The 24,560-nt window shown below is 60.9% G+C and carries 19 protein-coding genes; 7 read left to right on the top strand and 12 right to left on the bottom strand.

The annotated features are described in order from the left end of the window. Nucleotides 1-35: 35 nt before the first annotated feature. Entirely contained in the window at nt 36-851 is an 816-nt protein-coding gene (locus tag DWZ15_RS02820) for a type III pantothenate kinase (RefSeq protein ID WP_233544613.1), read from the bottom strand. A 228-nt stretch (nt 852-1,079) separates the two neighbouring features. Between DWZ15_RS02820 and DWZ15_RS02815 the strand changes: the two genes are divergently transcribed. Both DWZ15_RS02815 and DWZ15_RS02810 read left to right on the top strand, forming a co-directional pair. Next, a complete protein-coding gene (locus DWZ15_RS02815) occupies nt 1,080-2,783 on the top strand; it encodes an OPT/YSL family transporter (protein WP_118449229.1) in 1,704 nt (567 codons plus the stop codon). Nucleotides 2,784-2,998: 215 nt separating this feature from the next. Beyond that, a complete protein-coding gene (locus DWZ15_RS02810) occupies nt 2,999-4,138 on the top strand; it encodes a DUF389 domain-containing protein (RefSeq protein WP_118449227.1) in 1,140 nt (379 codons plus the stop codon). A 127-nt stretch (nt 4,139-4,265) separates the two neighbouring features. On the opposite strand, the gene DWZ15_RS02805 is transcribed toward DWZ15_RS02810, so the two are convergent. The 11 genes from DWZ15_RS02805 to DWZ15_RS02755 all read right to left on the bottom strand — a co-directional run bounded on the left by DWZ15_RS02805 (nt 4,266) and on the right by DWZ15_RS02755 (nt 18,618). After that, entirely contained in the window at nt 4,266-4,715 is a 450-nt protein-coding gene (locus tag DWZ15_RS02805; protein ID WP_117637650.1) for a hypothetical protein, read from the bottom strand. A gap of 270 nt (nt 4,716-4,985) precedes the next feature. Further along, entirely contained in the window at nt 4,986-5,945 is a 960-nt protein-coding gene (locus DWZ15_RS02800) for a 3-hydroxyacyl-CoA dehydrogenase (protein WP_117756876.1), read from the bottom strand. 416 nt (nt 5,946-6,361) lie between these two features. After that, nucleotides 6,362-11,164: a 2-hydroxyacyl-CoA dehydratase gene (locus DWZ15_RS02795; RefSeq protein ID WP_118449225.1), complete on the bottom strand. Its 4,803-nt coding sequence runs from the start codon at nt 11,162-11,164 to the stop codon at nt 6,362-6,364. Nucleotides 11,165-11,175: 11 nt separating this feature from the next. Continuing rightward, complete coding sequence (locus DWZ15_RS02790; protein ID WP_118449223.1) at nt 11,176-11,886, bottom strand: TetR/AcrR family transcriptional regulator; 711 nt, start codon at nt 11,884-11,886, stop codon at nt 11,176-11,178. A 128-nt stretch (nt 11,887-12,014) separates the two neighbouring features. Continuing rightward, nucleotides 12,015-12,872 carry an HAD-IIB family hydrolase gene (locus DWZ15_RS02785; RefSeq protein WP_118449221.1) on the bottom strand — a complete coding sequence of 286 codons (858 nt, stop codon included), beginning with the start codon at nt 12,870-12,872 and terminating at the stop codon, nt 12,015-12,017. A 127-nt stretch (nt 12,873-12,999) separates the two neighbouring features. Further along, on the bottom strand, nt 13,000-14,250 hold the full coding sequence (locus DWZ15_RS02780; RefSeq protein WP_158572481.1) for an MFS transporter: 1,251 nt from the start codon (nt 14,248-14,250) through the stop codon (nt 13,000-13,002). Between the two features lie 100 nt (nt 14,251-14,350). Then, nucleotides 14,351-15,013 carry a TetR/AcrR family transcriptional regulator gene (locus DWZ15_RS02775; protein ID WP_118449272.1) on the bottom strand — a complete coding sequence of 221 codons (663 nt, stop codon included), beginning with the start codon at nt 15,011-15,013 and terminating at the stop codon, nt 14,351-14,353. A gap of 74 nt (nt 15,014-15,087) precedes the next feature. After that, nucleotides 15,088-15,426, bottom strand: coding sequence for a P-II family nitrogen regulator (locus DWZ15_RS02770; RefSeq protein ID WP_118449216.1), 339 nt, complete (start codon nt 15,424-15,426; stop codon nt 15,088-15,090). 156 nt (nt 15,427-15,582) lie between these two features. Continuing rightward, nucleotides 15,583-16,860: an ammonium transporter gene (locus DWZ15_RS02765; protein WP_118449214.1), complete on the bottom strand. Its 1,278-nt coding sequence runs from the start codon at nt 16,858-16,860 to the stop codon at nt 15,583-15,585. A 198-nt stretch (nt 16,861-17,058) separates the two neighbouring features. After that, nucleotides 17,059-18,078, bottom strand: a complete 1,020-nt coding sequence (locus DWZ15_RS02760; protein ID WP_233544612.1) for a putative ABC transporter permease — start codon at nt 18,076-18,078, stop codon at nt 17,059-17,061. 3 nt (nt 18,079-18,081) lie between these two features. Then, a complete protein-coding gene (locus tag DWZ15_RS02755; RefSeq protein ID WP_118449212.1) occupies nt 18,082-18,618 on the bottom strand; it encodes an HD domain-containing protein in 537 nt (178 codons plus the stop codon). Between the two features lie 228 nt (nt 18,619-18,846). Here DWZ15_RS02755 and DWZ15_RS02750 point away from each other — a divergent pair, with 228 nt between their 5' ends. From DWZ15_RS02750 to DWZ15_RS02730, 5 genes are all read left to right on the top strand, one after another. Then, nucleotides 18,847-20,628 (top strand): 1-deoxy-D-xylulose-5-phosphate synthase, encoded by a 1,782-nt coding sequence (locus tag DWZ15_RS02750; protein WP_118449210.1) that lies wholly within the window; start codon nt 18,847-18,849, stop codon nt 20,626-20,628. 457 nt (nt 20,629-21,085) lie between these two features. Then, complete coding sequence (locus DWZ15_RS02745; protein ID WP_055251966.1) at nt 21,086-22,081, top strand: glutamate ABC transporter substrate-binding protein; 996 nt, start codon at nt 21,086-21,088, stop codon at nt 22,079-22,081. A 138-nt stretch (nt 22,082-22,219) separates the two neighbouring features. After that, nucleotides 22,220-22,879, top strand: a complete 660-nt coding sequence (locus tag DWZ15_RS02740; RefSeq protein ID WP_022094657.1) for an amino acid ABC transporter permease — start codon at nt 22,220-22,222, stop codon at nt 22,877-22,879. Continuing rightward, on the top strand, nt 22,876-23,709 hold the full coding sequence (locus DWZ15_RS02735) for an amino acid ABC transporter permease (protein ID WP_117758387.1): 834 nt from the start codon (nt 22,876-22,878) through the stop codon (nt 23,707-23,709). The genes DWZ15_RS02740 and DWZ15_RS02735 overlap by 4 nt, the downstream gene beginning before the upstream one ends. A 36-nt stretch (nt 23,710-23,745) precedes the next feature. Beyond that, nucleotides 23,746-24,510 (top strand): amino acid ABC transporter ATP-binding protein, encoded by a 765-nt coding sequence (locus DWZ15_RS02730; protein ID WP_089572310.1) that lies wholly within the window; start codon nt 23,746-23,748, stop codon nt 24,508-24,510. Nucleotides 24,511-24,560 lie beyond the last annotated feature (50 nt).

The following is a 24,560-nucleotide window of genomic DNA, read 5'->3' as shown; positions in this document are numbered from 1 at the left end:
AGGTGGAGACGTTTGTCCCACCGGCGCCCTCACTTTTACACGCGGCGGGGCTTTTGGTTGATGCGGTAGAGCTCGGCGAGACCCCGCAGCGTCAGCGCGTCGTCTACCGTCAGGCTGTGGCCGACCAACGCCGCGAGTGCCTCGGCGTCGTCGCCGGTAATGACGATGGGCACGTCGCCCTCCCCCGCGGCCTTGGTCGCGCGCATCTCGGCAAGCACCATGTCGAGCATGCCGTCGATGCGGGCTACCTCGCCCAGAACCACGCCCGAACGCATGGCCTCGCGCGTGTTGCGGCCGATCACATGCGTGGGTGCCGAGGGCTCGACCTGCGGCAGACGCGCCGCAGCAGCCGAAAGCGAGCGGGCGCCAAGCGCCAGACCCGGCGCGATGACGCCGCCCACAAAGGTGCCGTGCGCGTCGATGACCTCGATATTGGTCGTGGTACCCAAGTCGATCACGATGCAGGGAGAGCCGTAGACGGCGCGTGCCGCCACGGCATCGGCGATGCGGTCGGGACCGATCTCTGCTGGATCGTCGTAGTGCACGGGCATACCGGTCTTGAGGCCCGGCCCCACGGTGAGCACGCGTCCCGTGCAGGCGCGGGAAAGTGCTGCCTTCCATGGGCGCTCGAGCGCCGGGACCACACAGCTCAGCACAGCCGCGGCGGGTACGAGCACCCCGGGCACACCCGCATCGGCGGCGAGCGCGCCCATGACCTGCACAAGTCGCATGCGCGCTTCGTCGGCCGTAATACGGGCCGGCGTGGTGATCTCGCACGTCGCGAGCGGGCGCTCCTGCGCCGCGGCCGAATCCTCGGCAAACAGGCCAAAGCGAATGAACGTGTTACCCACGTCGACCGTCAATATATATGCACACCCATTAAGCATCGTCGGCGCTCCTTTCGTCTGTCCAGCAGTATATCGCCTACCTAAACCAGTCATCCCAAAATGACTAGCTTGCGGCTATACTGGTGCGCGGTCGTTTGCGAGCTCACGCGGCGGCCCTTGGTAACCCGACTTCCCGCGCCGTATCCGTAGCGGCGCTCCCGGGGGAAGCGGATATACGCAAAGGAGTTCTATATGAGCAATCCCTCGAACCGCGCTTCGATGCGCGGGCAACTCACGCTGCGCGGCGTCGTCATCGGCGTCCTTGGCTGCGTGATCATCACGGCAAGCTCGGCCTACACCGCCCTCAAGATGGGCGCACTCCCCTGGCCGATCGTCTTCGCTGCCGTCATCTCGCTGTTCTTCCTTAAGCTCATGGGCAACGCCAGCCTCAACGAGGCAAACGTCACCCACACCATCATGTCCGCAGGCGCCATGGTCGCCGGCGGTCTGGCGTTTACCATCCCGGGCGCCTGGATGCTGGGCTATGCCGACCAGATCAGCTGGCTCGACATGTTTATCGTGGCACTCGCCGGCACCATCCTGGGCCTGCTAGCCACCGCGCTCATCCACCGTCACTTTATCGTGGATGCCGCGTTGGAGTTCCCCACCGGCAACGCCGCAGCTCAGACCCTGCGCGCCACCGAGGCCGGCGGCAAGACCGGCAAGCAGCTCTTTGGCTCCATGGCCATCGCAGGCATCTATAGTGTGCTTCGCGACGCTCTGGGCGTGGTGCCCAGTATGCTGTGCACGCTCAATATCCCCGGCGTGACCTTTGCCATCTACAACTCGCCCATGTTGCTGTCCATTGGCTTTTTGGTGGGTTTCGCCCCCGTCGCCTTCTGGTTTGCCGGCGCGCTGCTGGGCAACTTTGGCATCATCGTCGGCGGCACCGCTGCCGGTCTGTTCGACGTCGTAACCGCGCAGGGCATCGTCAAGTCCCTGGGCATGGGCCTTATGATGGGCTTTGGCGTCGCCGTCGTCCTCAAGGACATCCTGCCGCAGGTCGCCGGTATCGTCCGTGGCCTCGCCGCCGACAGCTCCACCGACACCGACGAGCAGTCGCTCATCTCGGGCTCCCTTAAGCTCGACGCCGGCATCATCGGCCTGGGCACCGCCGCTATCGCTGTAATCGTTGCCATCGCGCTCGACCTTGGTCCCGTCCCGGCCGTCATCGTCACGCTGTTCACCTTTGTCACCACCATCATGAGCGCGCAGAGCTGCGGCCAGACGGGCATCGACCCCATGGAGATCTTCGGCCTCATCGTCATGCTCATCGTAGCCGCCTTCGCACAGCTCGCGCAGGTCAAGCTGTTCTTTATCGCCGGCATCGTGGCTGTGGCGTGCGGCCTTGCGGGCGACGTCATGAACGACTTTAAGGCCGGCGCCGTGCTGGGCACCAACCCGCGTGCACAGTGGATCGGCCAGGCCATCGGCGGCATCGTGGGCGCCCTGATCGCCGCCGCCGTCATGGTCGCGCTCGTCACTGCCTATGGTCCGGACGCCTTTGGTCCCGACAAGAGCTTCGTTGCCGCGCAGGCAAGCTTGGTCGCCACCATGGTCTCGGGCATCCCGAGCGTGCCGTGGTTCGCAGGCGGCTTTATCGCCGGCATCGTCATGTACTGGCTCGGCATCCCGGCCATGATGATCGGCCTGGGCGTGTACCTGCCGTTCTATATGTCGCTCACGGCTTTCTTGGGCTCCTGCGTCAAGCTCGCCTACGACAAGTGGTCCGCCCACCGCGACGCCACTGCCGGTCTTTCGGATGAGGAGAAGACCGCCAAGGACGCCGCCTTCCAGGAGCAGGGTCTGGTCGTCGCCAGCGGCCTGCTGGGCGGCGAGTCTATCGTCGGCGTTATCTTGGCGTTTATCTCCGTCGGCTTGAGCCTGCTGGGGTAAGCAGAACAACAACGCGCCAACGCAGAGCGCGGGGTCGGAAACAATCCGGCCCCGCGCTTTTTGTCTATTTGATCTTTTTAATCCTCACGGCGTTTTTAGTCATGCCGATTGGCCTGGCTTCTAGGTCAACAAGCCTCGTCTGACACCTCGCTCAGCGCGGTGTAGAGTAAAGACAACAGACGCGAAAAGTGACTCGGAAGCCAGACGAGGTAAGCATGGAACTCGACAAACAACAGATCAAGCGACTGCGCGAGCGCCATCATCGGCGTCACGGCATCCGTCCTGCCCATAGCGAGGCCATGGAGAACGCCAGCCGATTCTTAAAGCAGGCGTTCAACATTCGCGAGGGGCGCGCGCCCTATCACGTAATCCGTAGGCGCTTTGTAAACGGGGCGCGCCTGACCGGCTCTCACCTGTGCATCCTCATCATCGCGATGCTGATCGCGAGTATCGGCCTCGACATCGATTCGGACATCGCCATCGTGGGCGCCATGCTCATCTGTCCGCTCATGGGCTCGGTCCTTTCCATGGCATACGGCATTGCCACGCTCGACCGCGAGATTACCGTCGAGGCCGTCGCCGGTCTTGCCCTGCAAATGGCCTTTTGCCTGGTCACATCCACGTTGTACTTTAAGCTCTCGCCCCTTGGCACCACTACGGCCGCCATCATCGACAACTCGACGCCCACCGTGTGGGACCTTGTTGTCGCGCTCGCGGGCGGCTTTGCGGGCGGGCTGGGCAACTCGCGCGACCAAGAACCCGCAACGCTCATCGCCGGCGTAGCTGTGGCGACCGCGCTCATGCCACCCCTGTGCGCGGCAGGCTACGGCATCGCCATCGCAAGCGGGTCGCTATTTCTCTCGGCGCTCTACGAGTTTGGCATCAACGTGGTCTTTATCGCGCTGGCGGCAGAGGCCGTGCTGCTTCTTTTGCGCGTGCCGCTCAAGCGCGACCTCAACGGCGACGGCATTGTGACGGCCGAGGAAGATGCCGAGGTCGACGAGCTGTCACGCAAAGTGCGCCGCCGCATCATCGTGGGTACGGTGATCTTTGCCATCCCTTGCATCGTCATGACCGCGGGCTCCATCGGTTCGGCGCAGGCCGGCGTGCAGGACGGCTACGGCGTCACCGAGACCACGCGTGAGCTTGCGGCGGTACTTCCAGGCTTTAAGGATTACACCGTCGCCGTCGAGACCTCGGCTACCGAAGGTGACGAGGAAGGCATCGTCGAGCGCGAGATTGTCGCCCATGTGACAACGGGCGAGGCGCTTGGGGCACACGACCGCCGCATCGCCCGCAAGCTCATCAATCTCAACGTGCCCGAACTCGATCGCGTGGAGTATGACGTAAAGTGATGCAGAGCGTGGGATAGATGCGCACACGGGCGCAAGCGGCGATGAAGTGCAGACGTGACACGGACGCAAGCAAAAACGGGGCGCAGGCACAACGCCCACGCCCCGCTCGCTGTCTTGTTGCCACGAATCATCTGTCCGCATCGACATCGCCAGACTCCACTGTAAACGCCGGACCGGTACTCACCAGATAAAAACGGGTCACCCTGGTATCTCTAAATAGGTAGAGCAAGCCCTGATCGCGTCGGCGCGAAATATACGCCACGTGGACCGCACCGAATTCTTCGCCGTTTTCCTTCTTTAATATCAGGATGTTGGGGTCATCCGTACGCTTAAACTGCCCGTCTGTGCAGATTCCGTCTTGGTCGACCAGCTGCCATCGACAGTTGTCCTCCTCAAGAAAAGCCAGGGTTTCCCGACTTGTTTCGTCATCCCGATAGTAACCATCAATGGCAAAGCCTTCGGAAACGCATTCCTGCATATAGGATGTTTCTCGATTTATAGCAAACTGCCCTGCAGCGCCCAGGAGCACAGCCAGGCAGACCACTGCGAGGGCTATCGAGATAGTACGGCGGTTCATGTCAACCAGCCCGATACTTGTTTAACGGAGTGCAAAACATACTTGGTACCTCCGGTATCATGACGAACGTCACCTACGGCCTGCCGGCAATCATATGTTTACAACATCAAACCATATGGCAACCACTCGCGAGAGGAGTATCGGCGAACGGTGCATTTTTGCGTTCTATTGGCCAAACGTCAACGCGCGCTACGGCTCTTGCTCGACCTATTCAGATCTTGTCGCATACTACCGTAGATCCCCAACGCTTCCGCCCCCAAGAGATCATTTTTAGTACGTAAAGAAGCCCTCGCCCGAGCTTTCGCCCAGCTTACCTTCGTCGAGCATCTTCTTGAGGACGGACGCCATAGCCTTAAAGTTGTAGGGCATCATCATCTTCTTGAGCAGCGGGCTCACCAAGCCCGGCACCTTCTGATACTGCATGACGATGTTGTAGGCCGTCTGGATACCCACCGTGTCGAATACGCGGAACGGGCCCTTGGGAGCGCCGGTGCCACGCGTCCATGCGAGGTCAATGCTCTTGGGGTCGCTCACGCCCGAGACGTACAGGTCAAGACCCGAAAGCAACCACGGTACCAGCATGGAGTTGAGCAGGTAGCCGTTCTTTTCCTTGTTGACGGGCAGGGCAAGCATGCGGATGTCGTTGGCGAAGTCGACGAGCTCGTCGAAGTAGCGCTTGTCGGTTTGGTCCTGTGCCATGACCTCGGTCATGTTGTTCTTCCAGATAGAGTTGGCAAAGTGCAGCGACAGGTACTTCTCGGGACGGCCGGTGTACTTGGCAAAGGTGCTCGGCAGCAGCGTGGATGAGTTGGTCACGATGACGGTCTTTTGCGGCAGAACCGGGGCGAGCTTCTTGTAGAAGTCGATCTTTGCCTGGGTGTCCTCGGCCATAGACTCGATGACCAGGTCGGCGTCGGCCACGGCCTTGGCAAGATCGAGCTCCAGCTTGAGTGTGGAGTAGGCACGCTCGACGGCGGCGAGCGCCGCTTCCTTGTCGAAGGGCTGGGTGCCATCGGCGATACCGGCGCACCACTCGCCCGTACCGTCCGCCATGCCCTCGATTGCCGCAATGTACTCCTTGCGCACGCGATCGATCTTGGGCTGGGTGCGGCCGATGCTGCCCTCGCTGCGCAGCCAAATCGTTACATCAAAGCCGCAGTAGGCAGCCTGAAAGGCAATCTGGCTTCCCAACACGCCGCCGCCGGCAACACAAACGGTCTTGTAGCTCATGGAACGGTCCTCTCTTACGTAATTCCATAGATGTGTATTTATTCAACCGTAAGGATGACGCGCGCTGGGGGTGGGTTCTATAAACGGGCGGTATTTCGCGGCAAACGGCTACATATGTTCATTATCTCAGGGTTCCGAGGACAGTTTTTGGTGCCACCGAGACGTCGTTTTTGGAAGTATGCGGCAAATTCCGGAACTCTTGAGCACATCCTGGTTTTTCGCCAATAAACCCGCAGGTACAGAGCTTGGACATATCAGGTGTGCTCGGCCTATTCAGATTTTGCCGCATACTTCCGAAATCTAAGTTCGCAAAGGGTGATAGTTGGGGCATTTACGCAACATATGTCCAGCAAAAACGGGTGGTAGCCGGCACGGCTGCCACCCGTTTGTCTCATATCTAGCCCATAGCGGGCAAGCTACTTCTTAATGCCGCGTCCCAGACGCTCGGCGACCGACGCAACGGCTTCCTCGCTGGCCGGCTCGCAGCTCACGCAGCCGTCGTGGGCGCGCATCTGGCCGGTGACCTCGTCCATCGCGAGCGGCGCCACCTTCTCGAGCTTAAAGCCCTTGCCGGCGCGCATGTTTTCCTTGGCCACGCTGATCATGAGCTTAATGCGGTTGAGCTGGTTGACCTCGGACGCACCGGGGTCGTAGTCCACCGCGACAATGTTGCTCTCGGGGTGCTGGCGGCGCAGCTCCTTGATCACGGCCTTACCCACCACGTGGTTGGGCAGGCACGCAAAGGGCTGCGTGCAGATGATGTTGGGCGCGCCGTGGTCGATGAGGTCGAGCATCTCGGCCGTGAGCAGCCAGCCTTCGCCCATGTTGTTGCACACCGAAAGCACCGTGCGGGCCTTGTCGGCCATGGTGCCGATGCGCTCGGGCGCCTCAAAGCGGCGAGACTTCTCGAGCATCTCCTCCACCGGCGTGCGCATCCAGTCCACGAGCTTGATGAGCGCTTGCATGCCCGCGCGCGTAGTAGCAGAGCTTCCCAGCTCGTCTTTCTGCAGCTCGGCGTTGCTCATGGAGTAGAGGAAGAAGTCGAGCAGGCCCGGCACCACGGCCTCGCAGCCCTCGCGCTCAATGACATCGACCACGTGGTTGTTAGCCGTTGGATGGAACTTGACCAAGATCTCACCGACCACGCCCACGCGCGGCTTGGTGCCCTCGCCCACGAGCGGCATGGTGTCGAACGCGCGGATGGCCTCGCGGCACAGCTTGGTGTAGTTGTGGCGGTTGAACTTGGGCGCCAACTTGCGGGCACGCGCCATGTACTCTTCATAGAGCGTGTTGGCGGCACCAGGCGTGGCCTCGTACGGGCGGCAGCGGTAGAGCATCTGCATCATCACGTCGCCAAAGAGCACCGCGTAGACTGCCTGCTTAAGCAGCGCCGGCGTCAGTTTAAAGCCGGGGTTGTCCTCGCCCAGCGCCACGGCCGAAAGCGAGATCACGGGGATCTCGGGGTGGCCGCTCTCGCGCAGGGCCTTGCGGATGAGCGCGATGTAGTTGGTGGCACGGCAGCCGCCGCCGGTCTGGCTGATGACCACGGCGGTCTTGGACAGGTCGTACCGACCGCTCTCGATGGCCTCCATAATCTGGCCCGTCACCAGAATCGACGGGTAGCAAATGTCATTGTTCACATAGCGCAGGCCAGCCTCGACGGCATCGTGGTCGGTCGAGGGCAGCAGCTCCAAGTTGTAGCCGGCACCGCGGAACACCTCTTTGACCAGGTCAAAGTGGATCGGCGCCATCTGCGGGCACAGGATGGTATAGCCCTCGTCGCGCATCTGCTCGGTAAAGGGCACCTTGGGCCATGCGGTCGAGGCGCTCTCACGCTGTGCCTCGAACGTGTACTTGCGGCTCGCGAACGCGGGGGCATCCGTGGAGGGCGCCACCGGCGCAGCGTCGCCCTGCTCAAAGACCTTGCCCGCAGCCGTGGCCTCGGCAAAGCGCTCGGCCTCCTGGTCCTTGAGTGCCGCCATGAGCGAGCGGATGCGAATGCGCGCGGCGCCCAGGTTGGACACCTCGTCGATCTTGAGCACGGTGTAGATCTTGCCACTGGCCTCCAGGATCTCCTGCACCTGATCGGTGGTCAAGGCATCGAGGCCGCAGCCGAAGGAATTGAGCTGGATCAGGTCCAGGTCGTTGCGCATCGTCACAAAACGGGCGACGGCGTACAGGCGACTGTGGTACATCCACTGGTCGACGACGCGAATCGGACGCTCGGGCTTTACCAGATGCGCGAGCGAATCCTCGGTAAAGACCGCAAAGCCAAAGCTCGAGATAAGCTCGGGCAGGGCGTGGTTGATCTCGGGGTCGTTATGGTAGGGACGACCGGCGAGCACGATGCCGTGACCGCCGTGGTCCTCGACCCACTTAAGAGCCTCCTCGCCCATGGTCTGGATGTCCTCGTGGAAACGCGCATCGGCCTCAAAGGCGGCGTTGACAGCGGCATCGACCTCGGAGCGCGTGATCTTGGGCCCACGCACGCGACCGCGACCAGCCTCGGCATCGGCCACACGGTCGACGGCGAGCACCTGATACAGGCGGCGCTTGAGCTCGGTCTTGTCGTGATAGGGCACAAACGGGTATAGGAACTCGATGTTCTGCTCGCGGATCTCGTCAATATTGAGCGCCAACGCCGTGGGGTAGCTCATGACGATGGGGCAGTTGTAACAGTTGCCGGCGGTCGGATCCTCCTTGCGCTCCCAGCGCACGCACGGCATCCAGATAAAGTCGACATCGCGGTCGATAAGGTTCATCACATGGCCGTGGCTCATCTTGGCCGGATAGCACACGCTCTCGGACGGCATGGACTCGATGCCCGCCTGGTAGGTCTTCTTGCTCGACTGGTCGGACAGCTGCACGCTAAAGCCCAGACGCGTAAAGAACGCGTGCCAGAAGGGGTAGTTCTCGTACATGTTGAGCGCGCGCGGAATGCCGACGGTGCCGCGCGGGGCCTCGTCGGGGCTCAGCACCTCGCGGTTAAACAGCAACTCGTTTTTCTTTTTGAAGAGGTTGGGGGCCTCGGTCTTCTGCTTTTTGTGGCCGGCGCCCTTCTCGCAGCGGTTGCCGGTGATAAAGCGCCTGCCGCCGCCAAAGTCGTTGACGGTAAGCTGGCAGTTGTTAGAGCAACGGCCGCAGCGGACATGCTTTTGCGTCACGGTGAGGTGCGCGATATCCTCGGCCGAAAGGATGGTCGAGGTGCCGTCGGCGCCGGCGCGATCGCGGGCGAGCAGGGCCGCACCGTAGGCGCCCATGCAGCCGGCGATGTCGGGGCGCACGGCATGAACGCCCGTGAGCTGCTCAAACGCGCGCAGCGTGGCATCGGACATAAAGGTACCGCCCTGGACGATCACCTGGCTGCCGATCTCCTTGGGATCGCGCAGCTTAATGACCTTGAACAGGGCATTCTTGATGACGGAATAGGACAGGCCGGCCGCGATGTCGCCCACCGTGGCGCCTTCCTTTTGCGCTTGCTTGACGCGCGAGTTCATAAAGACCGTGCAGCGACTGCCCAGGTCGACCGGGGCCTTGGCATGAATGGCGGCGTCGGCGAACGCGCGCACATCCATGTTCATAGAGACGGCAAAGCTCTCGATAAAGCTGCCGCAGCCCGACGAGCAGGCCTCGTTGAGCATGATGTGCTCGATGACGCCGTCCTTGACGCGCAGGCACTTCATGTCCTGGCCGCCAATGTCCAGAATGAACTCGACGCCGGGCAGGAACGCCTTGGCGCCGCGCAGGTGCGCGACAGTCTCGATCTCGCCGGAATCGGCCTTGAGAGCCTCGATGAGCAGCGCCTCGCCGTAACCCGTGGTGGTCACGTGACCGATGGTGCAGCCGGCGGGGATGTGGTTGTAGAAATCGGCCATGATGACCTTGGCCGTGCCCAGGATGTCGCCGTTGTTGTTGCCGTACCAGGTGTGCAACAGCTGGCCGTCCTCGCCCACGAGCGCGGCCTTCATGGTGGTAGAACCGGCGTCGATGCCAATGAACACGCGGCCGGTGTAGCCGTCGAGCTTGCCCTTGGGGACGACTTCTTGGTCGTGGCGACCCTTGAACTCGGCAAAGTCCTCGTCGGTGGCAAAGAGCGGATCCAGGCGCTCGACCTCGGCACCCTGTGTGTCGCCCAGGCTGTCGATAGCCTCGATGAGCTGCGGGAACGTGCTGAGCTTGTTGGACTCGTGCGCCATGGCGGCGCCGCTCGCCACAAACAGGTGGGCGTTTTGGGGCACGATACGGTGCTCCTCGTCCAGGTTGAGCGTGAGGTAGAAGCGATGGCGCAGCTCGGAGAGGTACTGCAGCGGGCCGCCCAGGAAGGCAACGTTGCCACGGATGGGGCGACCGCACGCCAGACCCGAGATGGTCTGGGTCACAACGGCCTGGAAGATGGAGGCAGCCACGTCCTCGGGGCGGGCACCTTCGTTGAGCAGCGGCTGCACGTCGGTCTTGGCAAAAACGCCGCAGCGGCTGGCGATGGGATAGATGGTGGTGGCGTTGGCCGCGAGCTTGTTGAGGCCGCTCGCGTCGGTGTGCAGCAGGGTTGCCATCTGATCGATGAACGCGCCCGTGCCGCCGGCGCAGGTGCCGTTCATGCGCTGCTCGATGCCGTTGTCGAAGTAGATGATCTTGGCGTCCTCGCCGCCCAGCTCGATGGCGACATCGGTGGCCGGGATAAGGGTCTCGACGGCGCGTTTGCTGGCGATGACCTCCTGGACAAACTCCAGGTCGAGCCACTGGGACAGCAGCAGGCCGCCCGAGCCGGTAATGGCGCAGGTCATCTGGGCCGTCGGCAGCACGGTCGCGGCACCCTCGAACAGGTCGCGGGCGCAGGCACGGACGTCGGTGTGATGGCGCTGGTACTTGGCGTAGACGATCTGGTTGTCGTCGTTGAGCACGGCGAGCTTGACGGTGGTGGAACCCACGTCGATGCCCAGGTGCAGGTTGCCGCGGGCGTTCTCGGGGTTGAAGATCGCGCCTTCGGGGGCGTGGGCAGCGGTGGCGGTTACGGGATCTGCGGCGTTGGCCGCGGTTGCGTCAGTCGTTGCGCCGGCAACGAATGCCTCCCCCGCCGCGCTCTTAGCCTCGGCGACTTTCTCAGTGACTATCTCGGCAGCAGCGGTCGCAGCCTTCTGCGCGGCATCCACCACGGCGGGCGCGGCCTCGCGTGCGGCAGCGACCACACGGCCCTTAATGCCCTCGACAAGTTTGCTCATTGTCTCTCCTCTTAGTTGTTGGACTCGACGGTTGCGGCGGTGTCGGCCGCGTCCTCGAGCTGCAAGTTCAATAGCTTCATGCCGTATTCCGGCACGTTGATATCGATGGGTTGGCCATACAGGTCACCAGGACGAACAAAAGCGAGCACCGTCATAATGCGCGCCATGGCCTCGGGCGATTCGGTGAGCCCACGCTCAAACCAGCGCTGAAGCAAACCGACCTCGGCACTCACGACGTAGGTGACGTAGTAGTCAAAGAACGTACCCAGCGCCAAGCCCAAAATGCCCGTCTGCGCACGCGGCACCACAGCCTCACGCGCGGTGTCGATAATCTTTTTAATGAAGGCTTGGTCGCCGCCCGGACCCAGCAGTGATCCGATTAGGTCGCGGTTGGCCGCAAGATAGTGCAGCAATTCAACCGAACCAGGCGCTGGCTCGAGCTCATCGATGTTGCGGTAAAGATCGGGCAGATGAGCTGCAGTAATGAGCTCCACGTGCTCGCGGATCTCGGCCAGTAGGCTCTCTTCGACCTGATTGATAAAGTCGGGAATATCGCGGTAGTGCGAATAGAACGTGCGGCGCGTAAGGCCGGCACGCTCGGTGAGCGACGCGACATTAATGCGCGAAAGGTCGCCGCTTTCGGCAAGCTCGCTGGCAAGTGCCTGGCGAAGGGCACGCTGCGAGCGAAGGGACCGGCGATCGCATTTCTCGAGCTGGGACAAGCGTCCTCCTTGTTACTCAGTCCGTGCGCTATTGCACAGTGCGAGTATTATTGCACACCGTGTGCATCAACACGTAAAGGCAATATTTTGGATGTGACGAGGGGGCAGTCCCTTTCTTTGTCACATTATTATTCGATGATGGTGCGGGAGTTTTGCTTGTGCATGGTGGCGAGCATGTGTTTGGGGACGGCGTGGACCATGCAGCTGCCGATGGTCGCGCTCGCGGCGGCTTTAGCTGCATCGCTTGCGTTTTTGGTCGCGTAGCTGTGGCGGAAACGCTTGAGCATGGCGATGTCGTTGCCGCCGTCTCCATAGACCGCGACCTCGTCCTCGGCAATACCGTAGTAGCCCGCCAGCCAGGTCACGCTCTCGCCCTTGTTGCATGCCACGTCCGTGATCTCGAACATCACCGGATCGAACGGCGCGTTGACCACACGGTCCGAGCGCTCGGCAAGATAGGCCTTAAGGTCACGCTCCAGCTCGGGCGAGGTCACGCGACAATTGATCTTGCATACATCGTGGCGCAGGATGTCACCGATCGACTGGTCGAAATACTGCTCCTCGTGATACCCGCCGCGCGCACGCATGCCGCGCATCACGATGCGCTTGATGGGACTGTCCTTTTTAAAGCCCGCCTGATGCATCTCGAACGAACCGCTCGAGTACATGCCATCGGGCGTGGAACAATCAAAGCAAATGTCCGGGAACGCCTTGAGCAGTTCCTCAGTGACCTGCGGATCGATGGTCCAAGTCTTGAGCACCTCGCCATGGCTGTCGCGCACGATGGATCCATTGGAGCAGCAGGCGTCAAGCGCCAGGCCTGTAAAGCCATGCTCGCCGATCGGCAACGTCGAGCGTCCAGTCGCGGGAACCACGTGCAGGCCAGCCTCAGTCAGCTCGCGAATGGCGCGGCGGATGGTCCCATCCGCCTCGTGCAGGGCGTTCAGCAGCGTTCCGTCTAAGTCACTCGCGAACATCTTGATCATGGACATGCCTCTCCTTCGTCTGCACGATATTTTAGACGAGAATGAGCGCGCCCATGCAAGGGCGCTCCAACGCGCCGGGACATTCGCTCCCGCAAAGCCACAATGCCCCAGTGTGTTAAACCAATCGTTACGAGCGACTTTTCAGCCGATAAAACAGCGCCATCGTCAGCGTCAGCACCGCCAACATGCCTGCGAATACAATCGCCGGTGTCCATCGATCATATGCAGCCCCGTACGTCAATTGGCCGATAGGTATTGCGCAGGAAAGGACCATGTAAACGACCGAAAGCACTTTTCCGCAGAGCTCAGTCGGCGCTGCCCGCTGAACAAACGCGATGATTTCAACCGACGCAATGGCTGCCCACACCATGACCCATGCCGAACCAACCGCAAACACGGCGAACACGCATACATCTGCGCCGAACAGTAGCGTGACAATGATCGGTGCGACTCCAAAACAGATCATCGCAACATATCGACATATGCCATTGAAAGAAAAACGATGCGGCCAAATGCCGACCAAGCCACTGCCGGCAAGACCACCCAAGCCCATAGCCACCTCAACTATCCCAACGCAGGACGATTGCATGCCGAGATGCTTTGTAACAATAATGGGAGCGCCAATCGTTAGCCCAACCAACGCAAAGTTCAAAACAGCCGCAAGCAAAATCACAGCGACCAATGATGCATTTTGCAACAGATACCGAATCGACTCCCAAAAATCGTTTCGGCATGTCGTACGAGTCGCGCCGTCTCCCATCGTTTCAGATGAGGCATTTTGCTTGAGTGCGACCCCAAACAAGAGAGCTGACATCGCAAACGCCACCGACGCGGTTGTGCAAAGAGTATCGATGCCAAAGCACCCATAGACTGCCGTCCCGACCACAGGGCCCAAGATATTGCTCACCATGGTCATCTGCGAAACCAATGCAGTGGCCCGCTCAACCTTCTCTTCACCCGCCATGCGCACCGTCTCAATTTGGAGCATTGGCTTTAGCAGCGATTGAACACCATATTGAACACAAAGTATCGCTACTAAGACGACCGCAAGAGGCAATGAGCGCTTCATGGGGACAGACAGCAGTGATGCAGTCATCAGAGCAATGCCGAGGGACACGAGGACCTCGCGGTGTCTTCCCCGATCCGCTAAGACCCCACCAGCCGGAGTTGCGAGTACGCCGGGTATGAACGCCGTCGCCACGACGGCGCCATATAACGTTGACGAGCCGCTGCAATCGAACAAGTAAAGCGGATACGCAAAGCACAGCGCCGACAGCATCGAATACGCGCACAGCTGCGCAACCAGAAGTTCCGCGAGCCTGATTGACCGCACTGTTTTTGATTTCAACGAGACGCCGACGTCTCTCAGCCCAGCCATAAGTCCGCCCCCCATACATACCACTAGTATGTATTTATCGACTTGAAAAGGGCAGCCGGAGCTGCCCTCACAAATCAATTACATACCGTTGGTATCTATATTACCACCCGGCGCGGTCCCATACGTCCCAAATCTGCGCTGTTGTCTGAAGCACTTCATTACCCAAATCGAGCCCCACCGCGGCGGCCATCTGCGCCAAACATTGAGCGCGAGCGAGCATTCGATCCTTGGGCTCGAGCGGACGAAACAGTGGCAACAACCAGAGATTCGCCAGCAACGATACGGCCTCTGCCGCTTCGCGCGGGTATTCGCACGCAATGGAGCCGTCGGCGACGCCCTCCTCGATCACCGTCAAGAGATAGCCATCGGTAGACTCGTCAAACGAACCCTGGTACTGCATCGCCAGTAGACGCGAGCTTTTTACCGGATCTGCCGCAGGATGCATGCGTGCCCATAGCTTAATTTGTGGAACGACAGACTCGGGCGCGTACAGTCGCTTGAGCTTTTGGGCTCCGGTCATATTACCGACGCCAAGCATCGAGCGGCGGTGCTCAACAATCGGAGTCATCGCCCGATCAAACGCGGCGTTGTAAATCTCTTCTTTGCTCTTGAAGTGATGATAGACAGCGCCCTTGGTCATGCCATCGAGACGGTCAACGATATCTTGAACGCTCGTCCCCTCATAACCCTGTGCACAGAATAGCTCCAGTGCCGCGTCGAGAATCTTCGCGACCGTCTCCTCGGGATATTTATTGCGACCCATAATCCGCCCATCCGCAACGCAAGTCTTGTGCCTCATTGCAGCATTTTAACGTTGCGGATGGCAGGCGGTCGATCCTACACCGCGGCGGGGCCGTGTTCGCCGGTACGGATGCGGATAACTTCCTCGACCGGCTCAACCCAGATCTTGCCGTCTCCAACGGCGCCGGTACGGGCGGCGTTGCAGATAATCTCGACAATGCCGTCAACGTGCTCATCAGAGCAGATGAGGGTGAACTGCACCTTAGGGATCGTGTTGACGAGCAACTCGTTGCCGCGCACGTATTCCTTCCAGCCATGCTGCGCGCCGCAGCCCTGCACCTGGTTGATGGTCATGCCGCGAACATCAGCAGCAAACAGCGCGTCTTTGAGAACCTCAAGCTTTTCCTGGCGCACGATAGCCGTGATCTTCTTCATAGTGAATTCCTCTCTTTAATAAAGAAATGAACCGCCCATTCATGTGGCACGGGTTTTCCAGGTGCCCGAGATTGCCCCGAAAGAGGAGCGCCGCGTACTTCGGTACGCAAGCGACGGTTTGAGGGGCAAGGTCGGGTGCCTGGGAAAGCCGTGCCGCTAATCGAGTCCGGAGAAAGAAGGATACGCGCTCTCGCCGTGTTGACTCGCATCCAAGCCCAGCGCCTCATCGGCCTCGTCCACGCGCAGGCTGCCGCGGAACAGCGCCTTGACCACCGCGGCAATCACCAAGTCGAGCACCAGCACAATAGCGACCGTCACCACAATGCCCAGGATTTGCGAGATGAGCAGCGACATGTCACCCGTGTAGAACAGGCCGCCCTTACCGGTCCACGAAAGCTCCGGCACGCAGAACAGGCCCGTGAGCACGCCGCCCAAGATGCCGCCGATACCATGGCAGCCAAACGCGTCGAGCGCATCGTCGTAGCCGAACTTGGTCTTGAGATGGCTGATGGCCAGGTAACAGACGGGAGAGACGATCAGGCCCATGACCAGCGCCGCCCACGGCTCGACAAAGCCCGCGCCCGGCGTGACCACCACAAGGCCCGCAACCAGACCGGTGCTGGCGCCCACCAGCGTGGGGCGACCGGTGTGCACGCGCTCGACGGCAAGCCACGAGACCATGCCCGCCGCGCTGGCCGTCACGGTGTTGAGGATGGCGAGTGCCGCCACGGCGTCGGCCTTAAACTCGCTGCCGCCGTTAAAGCCAAACCAGCCAAACCAAAGCAGGCCGGCGCCCAGCGCCACAAACGGCACGTTATGCGGACGATAGCTCACCATGCCAAAGCCGCGACGACGGCCGAGCATTAAGCAGAGGATCAGGCCCGTCAGACCGGACGAGATGTGTACCACGTCGCCGCCGGCAAAGTCGAGCGCTCCGATGATGTCGCCGATAAAGGAGCCATCGCCGCCCCAAACCATGTGGGCGAGCGGCGCATAGACCACAAGCAGCCAAATGCCCAGGAAGGCCGTCATAACGCCAAACTTAACGCGACCGGCCAGGCTACCCGTGACGATAGCGGCCGTGATCATGGCAAACGCCATCTGGAAGGCGATGTTGATGATCTGAGGATAGACGGCACCGTCCGCGGCATTGCCCTCGGCCGCCCGCAGCACCTGGTTGAGCACCGGCAGGCACAGCAGCTGGTCAAGGCCTCCAATAAACGGGCTGGAACCGTCGCCGCCGTAGGCCAGCGACCAGCCGGCAACAATCCACAGCACACCAACCAAGCCAATGGCGCCAAAGCACATAAGCATGGTGTTGATGACATTTTTGCGCCTGGACAGGCCGCCATAGAAAAACGCCAGACCCGGTGTCATTAAAAACACGAGCATGGTGCAGATGAGCATAAACGTTGTCGATCCCGTATCGTACATTCGCTTCCCCTTGGTTGCATGAACGTTGTCGGCGCCCATGATGCGGCCGAGGGGCAACTGGTGTAGACCAGATACGGCGTTGTTAAACGCTGCGTTGTCGAATGGAAACGGTGCCGCAATCTTGGAAACGGCGCGGCAACGGGCGCGAAACGAACGGGAAATGTGCGAACGGGAAGGGCGCGCTTGGCCCCGCTCTGGCTAGCGGCGGAACAGCTCGCGGGCTCGGTCGCGGAGGTCGGTAGCTCGGATGACGCCCTCGTAGCGATTGATGCGCAGACGCGGGAAGGCGTTAAAGAAGCGCAGGTCACGACGGCTGAGCGACACACTCGGCACCGGACGGCTCATGCGCTTGCCGGCAAGGCGACGACTGAGCGACGGACGCGGCATGCTCGGCGCGACATCGGCAACGCGGCGGGCAGCAAGCGCCAGGCCGCGAGCACCATCCGAGATAAACGTCGGCATCGAAGCCTTCTCGCGCAGGGCATCGAGCGCGGCGTCACCCAGCTCGGCCAGCCACGCGTTAACGGCACGGCTACGGATGTGCGTCTGTGCCACCGAGTCAATCGTAGAATCGGGAATACGTTCGAGCATTGAGTCCGAGGCATCGGCAAGCGACTCATTGATGCGGTCGGCAAGGTCGGCCCGGACGCGCTCCAGCTGATCAGACAGGCGGCGCCAGCTCGCCAACGAGCACGCCGCGTCGACCATCATCGCGACCGCGACGATAGAGGCGGACAGCCGCACAATCAGCACCGGCAGATGGCCAAGCAGCCCCAGCAATGTCGGCTCCACTAAACGACAAATGCACAACGCACCCAAGCCAAACGCGCATGACCAGTACAGACAGATGCGTCCGTGCAGGTTAAACGGCAGGTGCGAATAGTCCCAAAAGCGAGCACCCGTTGTTTTTTCCAACAGCGCGCCGACGCTGTACTCAATCACGCTGCATACGAGCGCCGCGGCAACAAACTGGCTCGAGGCATCCGGAATCCCGCGCAGCAAAAGCCAGCAGGCTATGCCGCCCACACCATAGATAGGGCAACACGGCCCCAGCAAAAAGCCACTGTTGGCGAATCGTCCGCGATTGAGCATGGCGCAAACCGTCGACTCCCACGCCCAGCCGCAAAACCCGTAGAAGGCAAACGAGAGCACCAGTGCCGAAAGCGGACAGGCGGCAAGCGTCGCGCCGCCAAAAGCCATGTCGATCGCGGTCCCCACCGTCTACCCTCTCCTCTTTTCGCTCGATTCGCTGCTCACGCCATCGTCCGGCTCGTCCTTGCGCCGCAGACGACCGGCGACCGTCTCGCGCAGCGCGCACCATTTGTCTGCCAAACACACAATCCATGCCTCACGACACGTCGGCGGTACCGGCACCAGCGGAAACATATGGCGCACGATAATATTCCGCTCGCGCGACGTCAGCTCAAAATCCTCCTCCGCACGTGCCAGGGCAAAAAACGGGTGGCGAAAGCCATGCAGCCGATGGCTTGGGTCGGGATCATGCCAATCGTAGAGAAAGTAATCGTGTAACAGGGCCCCGCGCAGCAGCGAGGCGCGGTCGACCGAAATGCCAGCACGGCCCAAGTGCTCGGCAAAGGACAGACTTGCCCGTGCCACCGAGGTCACATGTGCATAGACCGTCACGTCGCCATGCTGGATAAACTCGCGCGTCAGGTCCAGACGGCCCGCCTGTGCCAGTTGACGGGCAGCATGGTCTACTTCGCACGCGATTTTCTCGGCACGAGCGACATCAGGCATGCTGTCTCCTTCCAGCGACTCACGGCGACAAGCCACGGCCTGTGCACAATCGATAAAAACATCATGGAACATATCAGTATGGCATCGGACAAAACGTTTTGCCCCGCCAGTTGGCGAATTACCGCGCCGCCGTCACATATCAAACGCCAAAATGTGCGAGACTGTCTTGTGCAATTGTGCCGGCTGAGGGAGCGCCGGCGCTCGATTCGCATGGAGTAACCCACAACGATGCTGCTTACGCAAACGACAACGCCCGAGGACGTCAAGGCTCTCGACCGCGCCGAGCTTCCGCTGCTCTGCGGCGAGATCCGCCAGGCAATCCTCGAAAGCTCCGCCGCCGTCGGCGGGCACGTTGCCCCCAACCTGGGCGTCGTTGAGCTCACGGTTGCGCTTCATCGTGTGTTTAACTCCCCCATCGACAAGATTGTCTTTGACGTTTCGCACCAGACCTACGCCCACAAGGCGCTGACGGGGCGCGCGTACACTTATATCGATCCGGAGCGTTATGGTGAGGCTTCTGGCTTTGCCAATCCCGACGAGTCCGAGCACGACCTGTTCGCCATGGGCCATACCTCCACGTCGGTGAGCCTGGGCTGCGGCCTGGCGCACGCTCGTGACCTGGCGGGCGATACGTACAACGTAATCATCATCATTGGCGACGGCTCGCTTTCGGGCGGCTTGGCGTTTGAGGGCTTTAACAATGCCGCCGATCTCGACAGCAACCTGATCATCATCGTCAATGACAACGACCAGTCCATCGCCGAGAACCACGGTGGCCTGTATCGCAATCTGGCCGAGCTACGCGCCAGCAACGGCACCTGCGAGCGCAACGTTTTCCGTGCGATGGGACTCGACTACCGCTATCTGGACGCCGGTAACGATGTGTTGGCCCTGGTCGACGCGTTACAGGAGCTGCGCGATATCGATCACCCCATCGTGCTGCACGTCTCCACCGCCAAGGGCAAGGGCTTTGAGCCAGCCCAGAGCGATCCCGAGCGTTGGCATCATGTGGGTCCTTTTGACATGGCGACTGGGCGCAAGCTCTGCCCGGGTCATCCGAGCGAGCCCGCACCGCGCACCTATGCCGACATTACGGGCGAGGCGCTCAGCGCCGCCATCGAGCGCGATCCGCAGGTTGTGGGCATCACGGCAGCCACGCCCTACATCATGGGCTTTACGCCCGAGCTTCGCGCCGCGGCAGGCAAGCAGTTCGTCGATGTGGGCATTGCCGAGGAGCACGCCGTGACCTTTGCCACCGCACTCGCCCGCTCGGGCGCTAAACCGGTCTTTGGCGTGTACGGTACGTTTTTGCAGCGTGCCTATGACGAGCTCTGGCATGATTTGTGTCTCAACGATGCCCCGGCGACGATCCTGGTATTTGGCGCGTCGATCTTTGGCACCACATCCGAGACGCACCTCTCGTTCTTTGATATTTCCATGCTGGGCGGTCTTCCCAACATGCACTACTTGGCGCCGGCCTGCATGGAGGAATATCTGTCCATGCTGAGCTGGTCGCTCGACCACCGCGAGCATCCCGTGGCGATTCGTGTACCGGGCATCGGCCTGGTAAGCCGTCCCGACCTTGCGCCTGCCGAAGACACCGACTACAGCGCCGTTCGCTACAACGTGGTGCGCCAGGGTCGAGACGTAGCAGTGCTCGCGCTCGGCGATTTCTTTGAGCTGGGCGAACGCGTGGCAAACCGTCTGACCGCCGAGTACGGCATCGAGGCCACGCTCGTCAACCCGCGCTTTGCAACCGAGCTCGACCGCGAGTTCCTCGACAGCCTTGCCGCCGAGCATCGCGTTGTCGTCACCCTCGAGGACGGTATCTTGGACGGCGGCTGGGGCGAGCGCGTGGCATGTTATCTGGCATGCACGCCGTTGCGCACGCGCACCTTTGGCATCGCCAAGGGCTTCCCCGACCGCTACGACCCCAACGAACTGCTCGCGCAGAACGGCATGACGGTCGAGAACATGGCCGCCGAAGCCGTAAGGCTACTCAACGAGTAAAAAACCTCCGCAAGGGAAGCACCCCTGCGGAGGTTTTTATTTCCCCCAACTCAATTATCTCAATCTGTAACATCTAGGACCCGAATTCCCGTCTAACTGTTACAGATCGAGACAAACCGTCTTTGCCCCTGACCTTTGTCTCAATCTGTAACAGTAAGAACCCATTTCCTCGTCCACCTGTTACAGATTGAGACATTCGAATTCCCCTGAAGAGAAAATCTCAATCTGTAACAGTTACTCGGCAAAAATGGCTGCAGATGTTACAGATCGAGACAAAACAGCAAGGCATGCCGCTGCATCTGCAAGAACCACCGCAAAGGTGCCTGTCCCTTTATGGTAGGTAGAATAACCCATAAGGTAAGTATGTTTCTGAGTTATTTCGTGTTGACCCATTTGAGCGCGATAGGGTATAACTCTACTCAACCTCTAGGGATTTTATTGAGAAAGGTGTTCTACCATGAGCAAAAACCTCTCCCAGCAGGTCGTTCTCGACCGCCGCGGCTTTGTCGCCGCCACCTTCGCAACCGTTGCCGGCCTTGGTCTTGCCGGCTGCTCCGACACCAGCGCCGAGGCCGACAAGGGTTCCGCCGCCGGCTCCTCCAAGAGCTCCGAAGATACCGAGGCTTCCACCATACTCGATGCCAAGGCATTCGACAAACTCGTCGACAACGGCCCCAAGGCCGATGACGACGCCATCGCCGCCAGCACCTGGGCCACGGCCGTCAAGGACGCCGGTGTCTTTAAGATCGGTGGCGTTCAGACCTCCACACTTTTCTCCCTCCTCAACGAGAAAGACGGTCAGACCCGCGGCTTCGACGCCGGTATCGCACAGCTCCTGTCCAACTACATTCTGGGCGAGAACAAGGTCGAGATCACCCAGGTGACCTCGGACACGCGCGAGTCCGTCCTGCAGAACGGCCAGGTCGACGCTGTCTTTGCCACCTACACCATCACTGACGAGCGCAAGAAGCTCGTCTCCTTCGCCGGTCCCTACTACTACACCCAGCAGGCTATCCTGGTGCTCGCCGACAACGACGACATCAAGAGCGTCGACGACCTGGCCGACAAGAACGTCGCCGTCCAGTCCGGCTCCAACGGCCCCGCCATCCTGGAGGAGTTCGCCCCCAAGGCCAGCCAGCAGGAGTTCAAGACCGACGAGGAGGCCCGCCAGGCACTCCAGCAGGGCCGCGTTGACGCCTACGTCATCGATAACAACATGCAGCAGAGCGCCCTGGTCCGCGAGCCCGGTAAGTACAAGATCGCCGGCAAGCCCTTCGGCAGCAAGGAGCCCTATGGTATCGGCCTGCCGCTCGATTCCGACGGCGTCGCCTTTGTCAACGACTTCCTTAAGAAGATCGAGGACGACGGCACCTGGACCGAGCTGTGGCAGATCTGCATTGGCGACCGTACGGGCGACACCAATGTTCCCGAGCTGCCCGAGATCGGCGCCTAGGCAGCGAGCCTAGTAACGGCCGCTACGAAACCATACGGAAACGCACGATGCGCTTTATTGCGCTAAACTGTTTCCTCACTGAGTTGTCGGGGCTTCCGTACACACGGGAGCCCCTTTCCTTACCGGCGGGAGGTCCGCATGAGTCTCTCCGAGCTCTGGTCGCTCTATGGCCAGAACTATATCGACGCGCTGCTAGCAACCTGGGGCATGACGCTTGAGTCGTTTGCCATCGCCATGGTGCTGGCCGTCGCCGTCACCGTGATGCGCGTGTCGCCGCTCAAGCCGCTGCGCGTCTTTGGCGACCTGTATGTCCAGGTCTTCCGTAACATCCCCGGCATCGCGCTGCTCATTATCGTCGTCTACGCGCTGCCGCCGCTCAAGGTCGTCCTGCCCTACCGCACCTGCGTCATCGTCGCCACAGTGCTCTTGGGTTCTGCCTTTGGCTCCGAGAACTTTATGAGCGGCATCAACACCGTCGGTGTCGGCCAGGTGGAAGCCGCCCGCTCGCTGGGCATGAGCTTCAGCCGTATCCTCGCCAAGATCGTGATTCCGCAGGCGCTGCGCTCGAGCGTGCTGCCCATGACCAACCTCTTTATCGCCGTCATGCTCACCACCGCGCTCGGCAGTCAGGTGCCGCTTAAACCGCAGGAGCTCACCGGCGTGGTGAGCTACATCAACACGCGCTCGCTCGGCGGCGTCGCCGCGTTCTTTATCTCGGCGCTCGGCTACCTGGGCACGGCCTTTGTGGTGAGCCACATTGGCAACTATATCGATAAGAAGGTGAGGATCCTCCGATGAGCAAGCACTCCACCTCCGCGCTCACCATGCGCGATGCGCTCTACGAGGCTCCCGGCCCCAAGATGCGCGCCAAGATTCGCGTCGGCACCGCCATCTCACTTGTTGCCGTGGCCGCGCTCATCGCTCTGGTACTGCAGCGCTTTTATGTGACCGGCCAGCTTTCGGTCCATTACTGGTACTTCTTTACGCACCTCACCACCTGGAAGTTTTTGCTTGCCGGCTTTGAGGGCACCGTTAAGGTCGCGCTCACCGCCGGCGCCATCGCACTGGTGCTGGGCTTGGCCCTTATGCTCGGCCGCACGAGCGACATCAAGCCACTGCAGCTGGTCTGCCGCGTGCTCACCGATTTCTTCCGCGGCGTGCCGAGCCTGCTGTTCATCTACTTCTTCTTTTTGGTGCTGCCCCAGTACAAGATCGCGCTGCCGTCGTTTTGGATGCTTACGCTTCCCGTCGCGCTCGCTGCAGCCGGCGTGCTTGCCGAGATCTTCCGCGCCGGCGTAAACGCCGTGCCGCGCGGCCAGGTCGAGGCCGCCCAGGCGCTCGGTCTCTCCAAGGCTAAAATCACCTTTAAAATCGTGCTGCCGCAGGCTATTCGATTTATTATTCCGTCGTTGATTTCGCAGCTTGTGGTCGTCGTCAAAGACACCACCGTCGCCTACGTGGTGAGCTACCCCGACCTCATGCAAAATGCCCGCGTGCTCATTACCAACTACGACGCCCTCGTGTCGGTCTACCTAGTTATCGCGGTCATCTACATCCTCATCAACGTCGCGATCAACAAGGCCGCTGTCTACGTTTCGCACAAGACCGGCGCGACCATCATTCGCTAACGATTTACCATTTCGAGTCATAAGGAGCCGAGCACCATGGCACAGAGCACTTCTTCTACCGGTAATCAGCCGCTGATCGAGCTCAAGCACGTCGATAAGCACTATGGCGATCTGCACGTCCTCAACGACATCAATCTCTCGGTCGACCGCGGCGAAGTCGTCGTCGTGATCGGCCCCTCGGGCTCGGGCAAGTCGACCATGTGCCGAACCATCAACCGCCTGGAAACCATCGACTCGGGCGAGATCCTCATCGAGGGCGAGCCTCTGCCGCAGGAAGGCAAGGATCTTGCCCGCATGCGCGCCGAGCTGGGCATGGTGTTTCAGCAGTTCAACCTGTTCGCGCATATGACGGTGCTGCAGAACGTCATGCTGGGGCCGGTCGACGTGCTGGGCGTGTCCAAGGAGGAAGCTCGTGAGCGCGCCATGGACCTGCTGAGCCGCGTGGGCGTTGCCGAACAGGCCGACAAGGTGCCCGCTCAGCTCTCGGGCGGCCAGCAGCAGCGCGTGGCCATTGCCCGCTCGCTCGCCATGCAGCCCAAGGCCATGCTCTTCGACGAGCCCACGAGTGCCCTTGACCCCGAGATGATCAACGAGGTGCTCGAGGTCATGGTCCGTCTGGCCCAGCAGGGCATGACGATGATCGTGATTACGCACGAGATGAACTTCGCCCGCCGCGTTGCCGACCGCGTCGTGTTTATGGCCGACGGCCAGATCGTGGAAACCGGCACGCCCGACGAGTTCTTCGACCATCCCCAGACCAAGCGCGCCCAAGACTTCCTCAACTCCATCAAGGGCCACTAGCCCAATTGCCATATCCGCTCGCCATGACCATCCAAACTCGAAAGCAACAC

The organism is Collinsella sp. AF29-7AC (genome assembly GCF_003475665.1).
GTDB lineage: Bacteria > Actinomycetota > Coriobacteriia > Coriobacteriales > Coriobacteriaceae > Collinsella.
The sequence above is the reverse complement of the archived record's forward strand: the minus strand, read 5'-3'. Positions and strand labels throughout refer to the sequence as shown.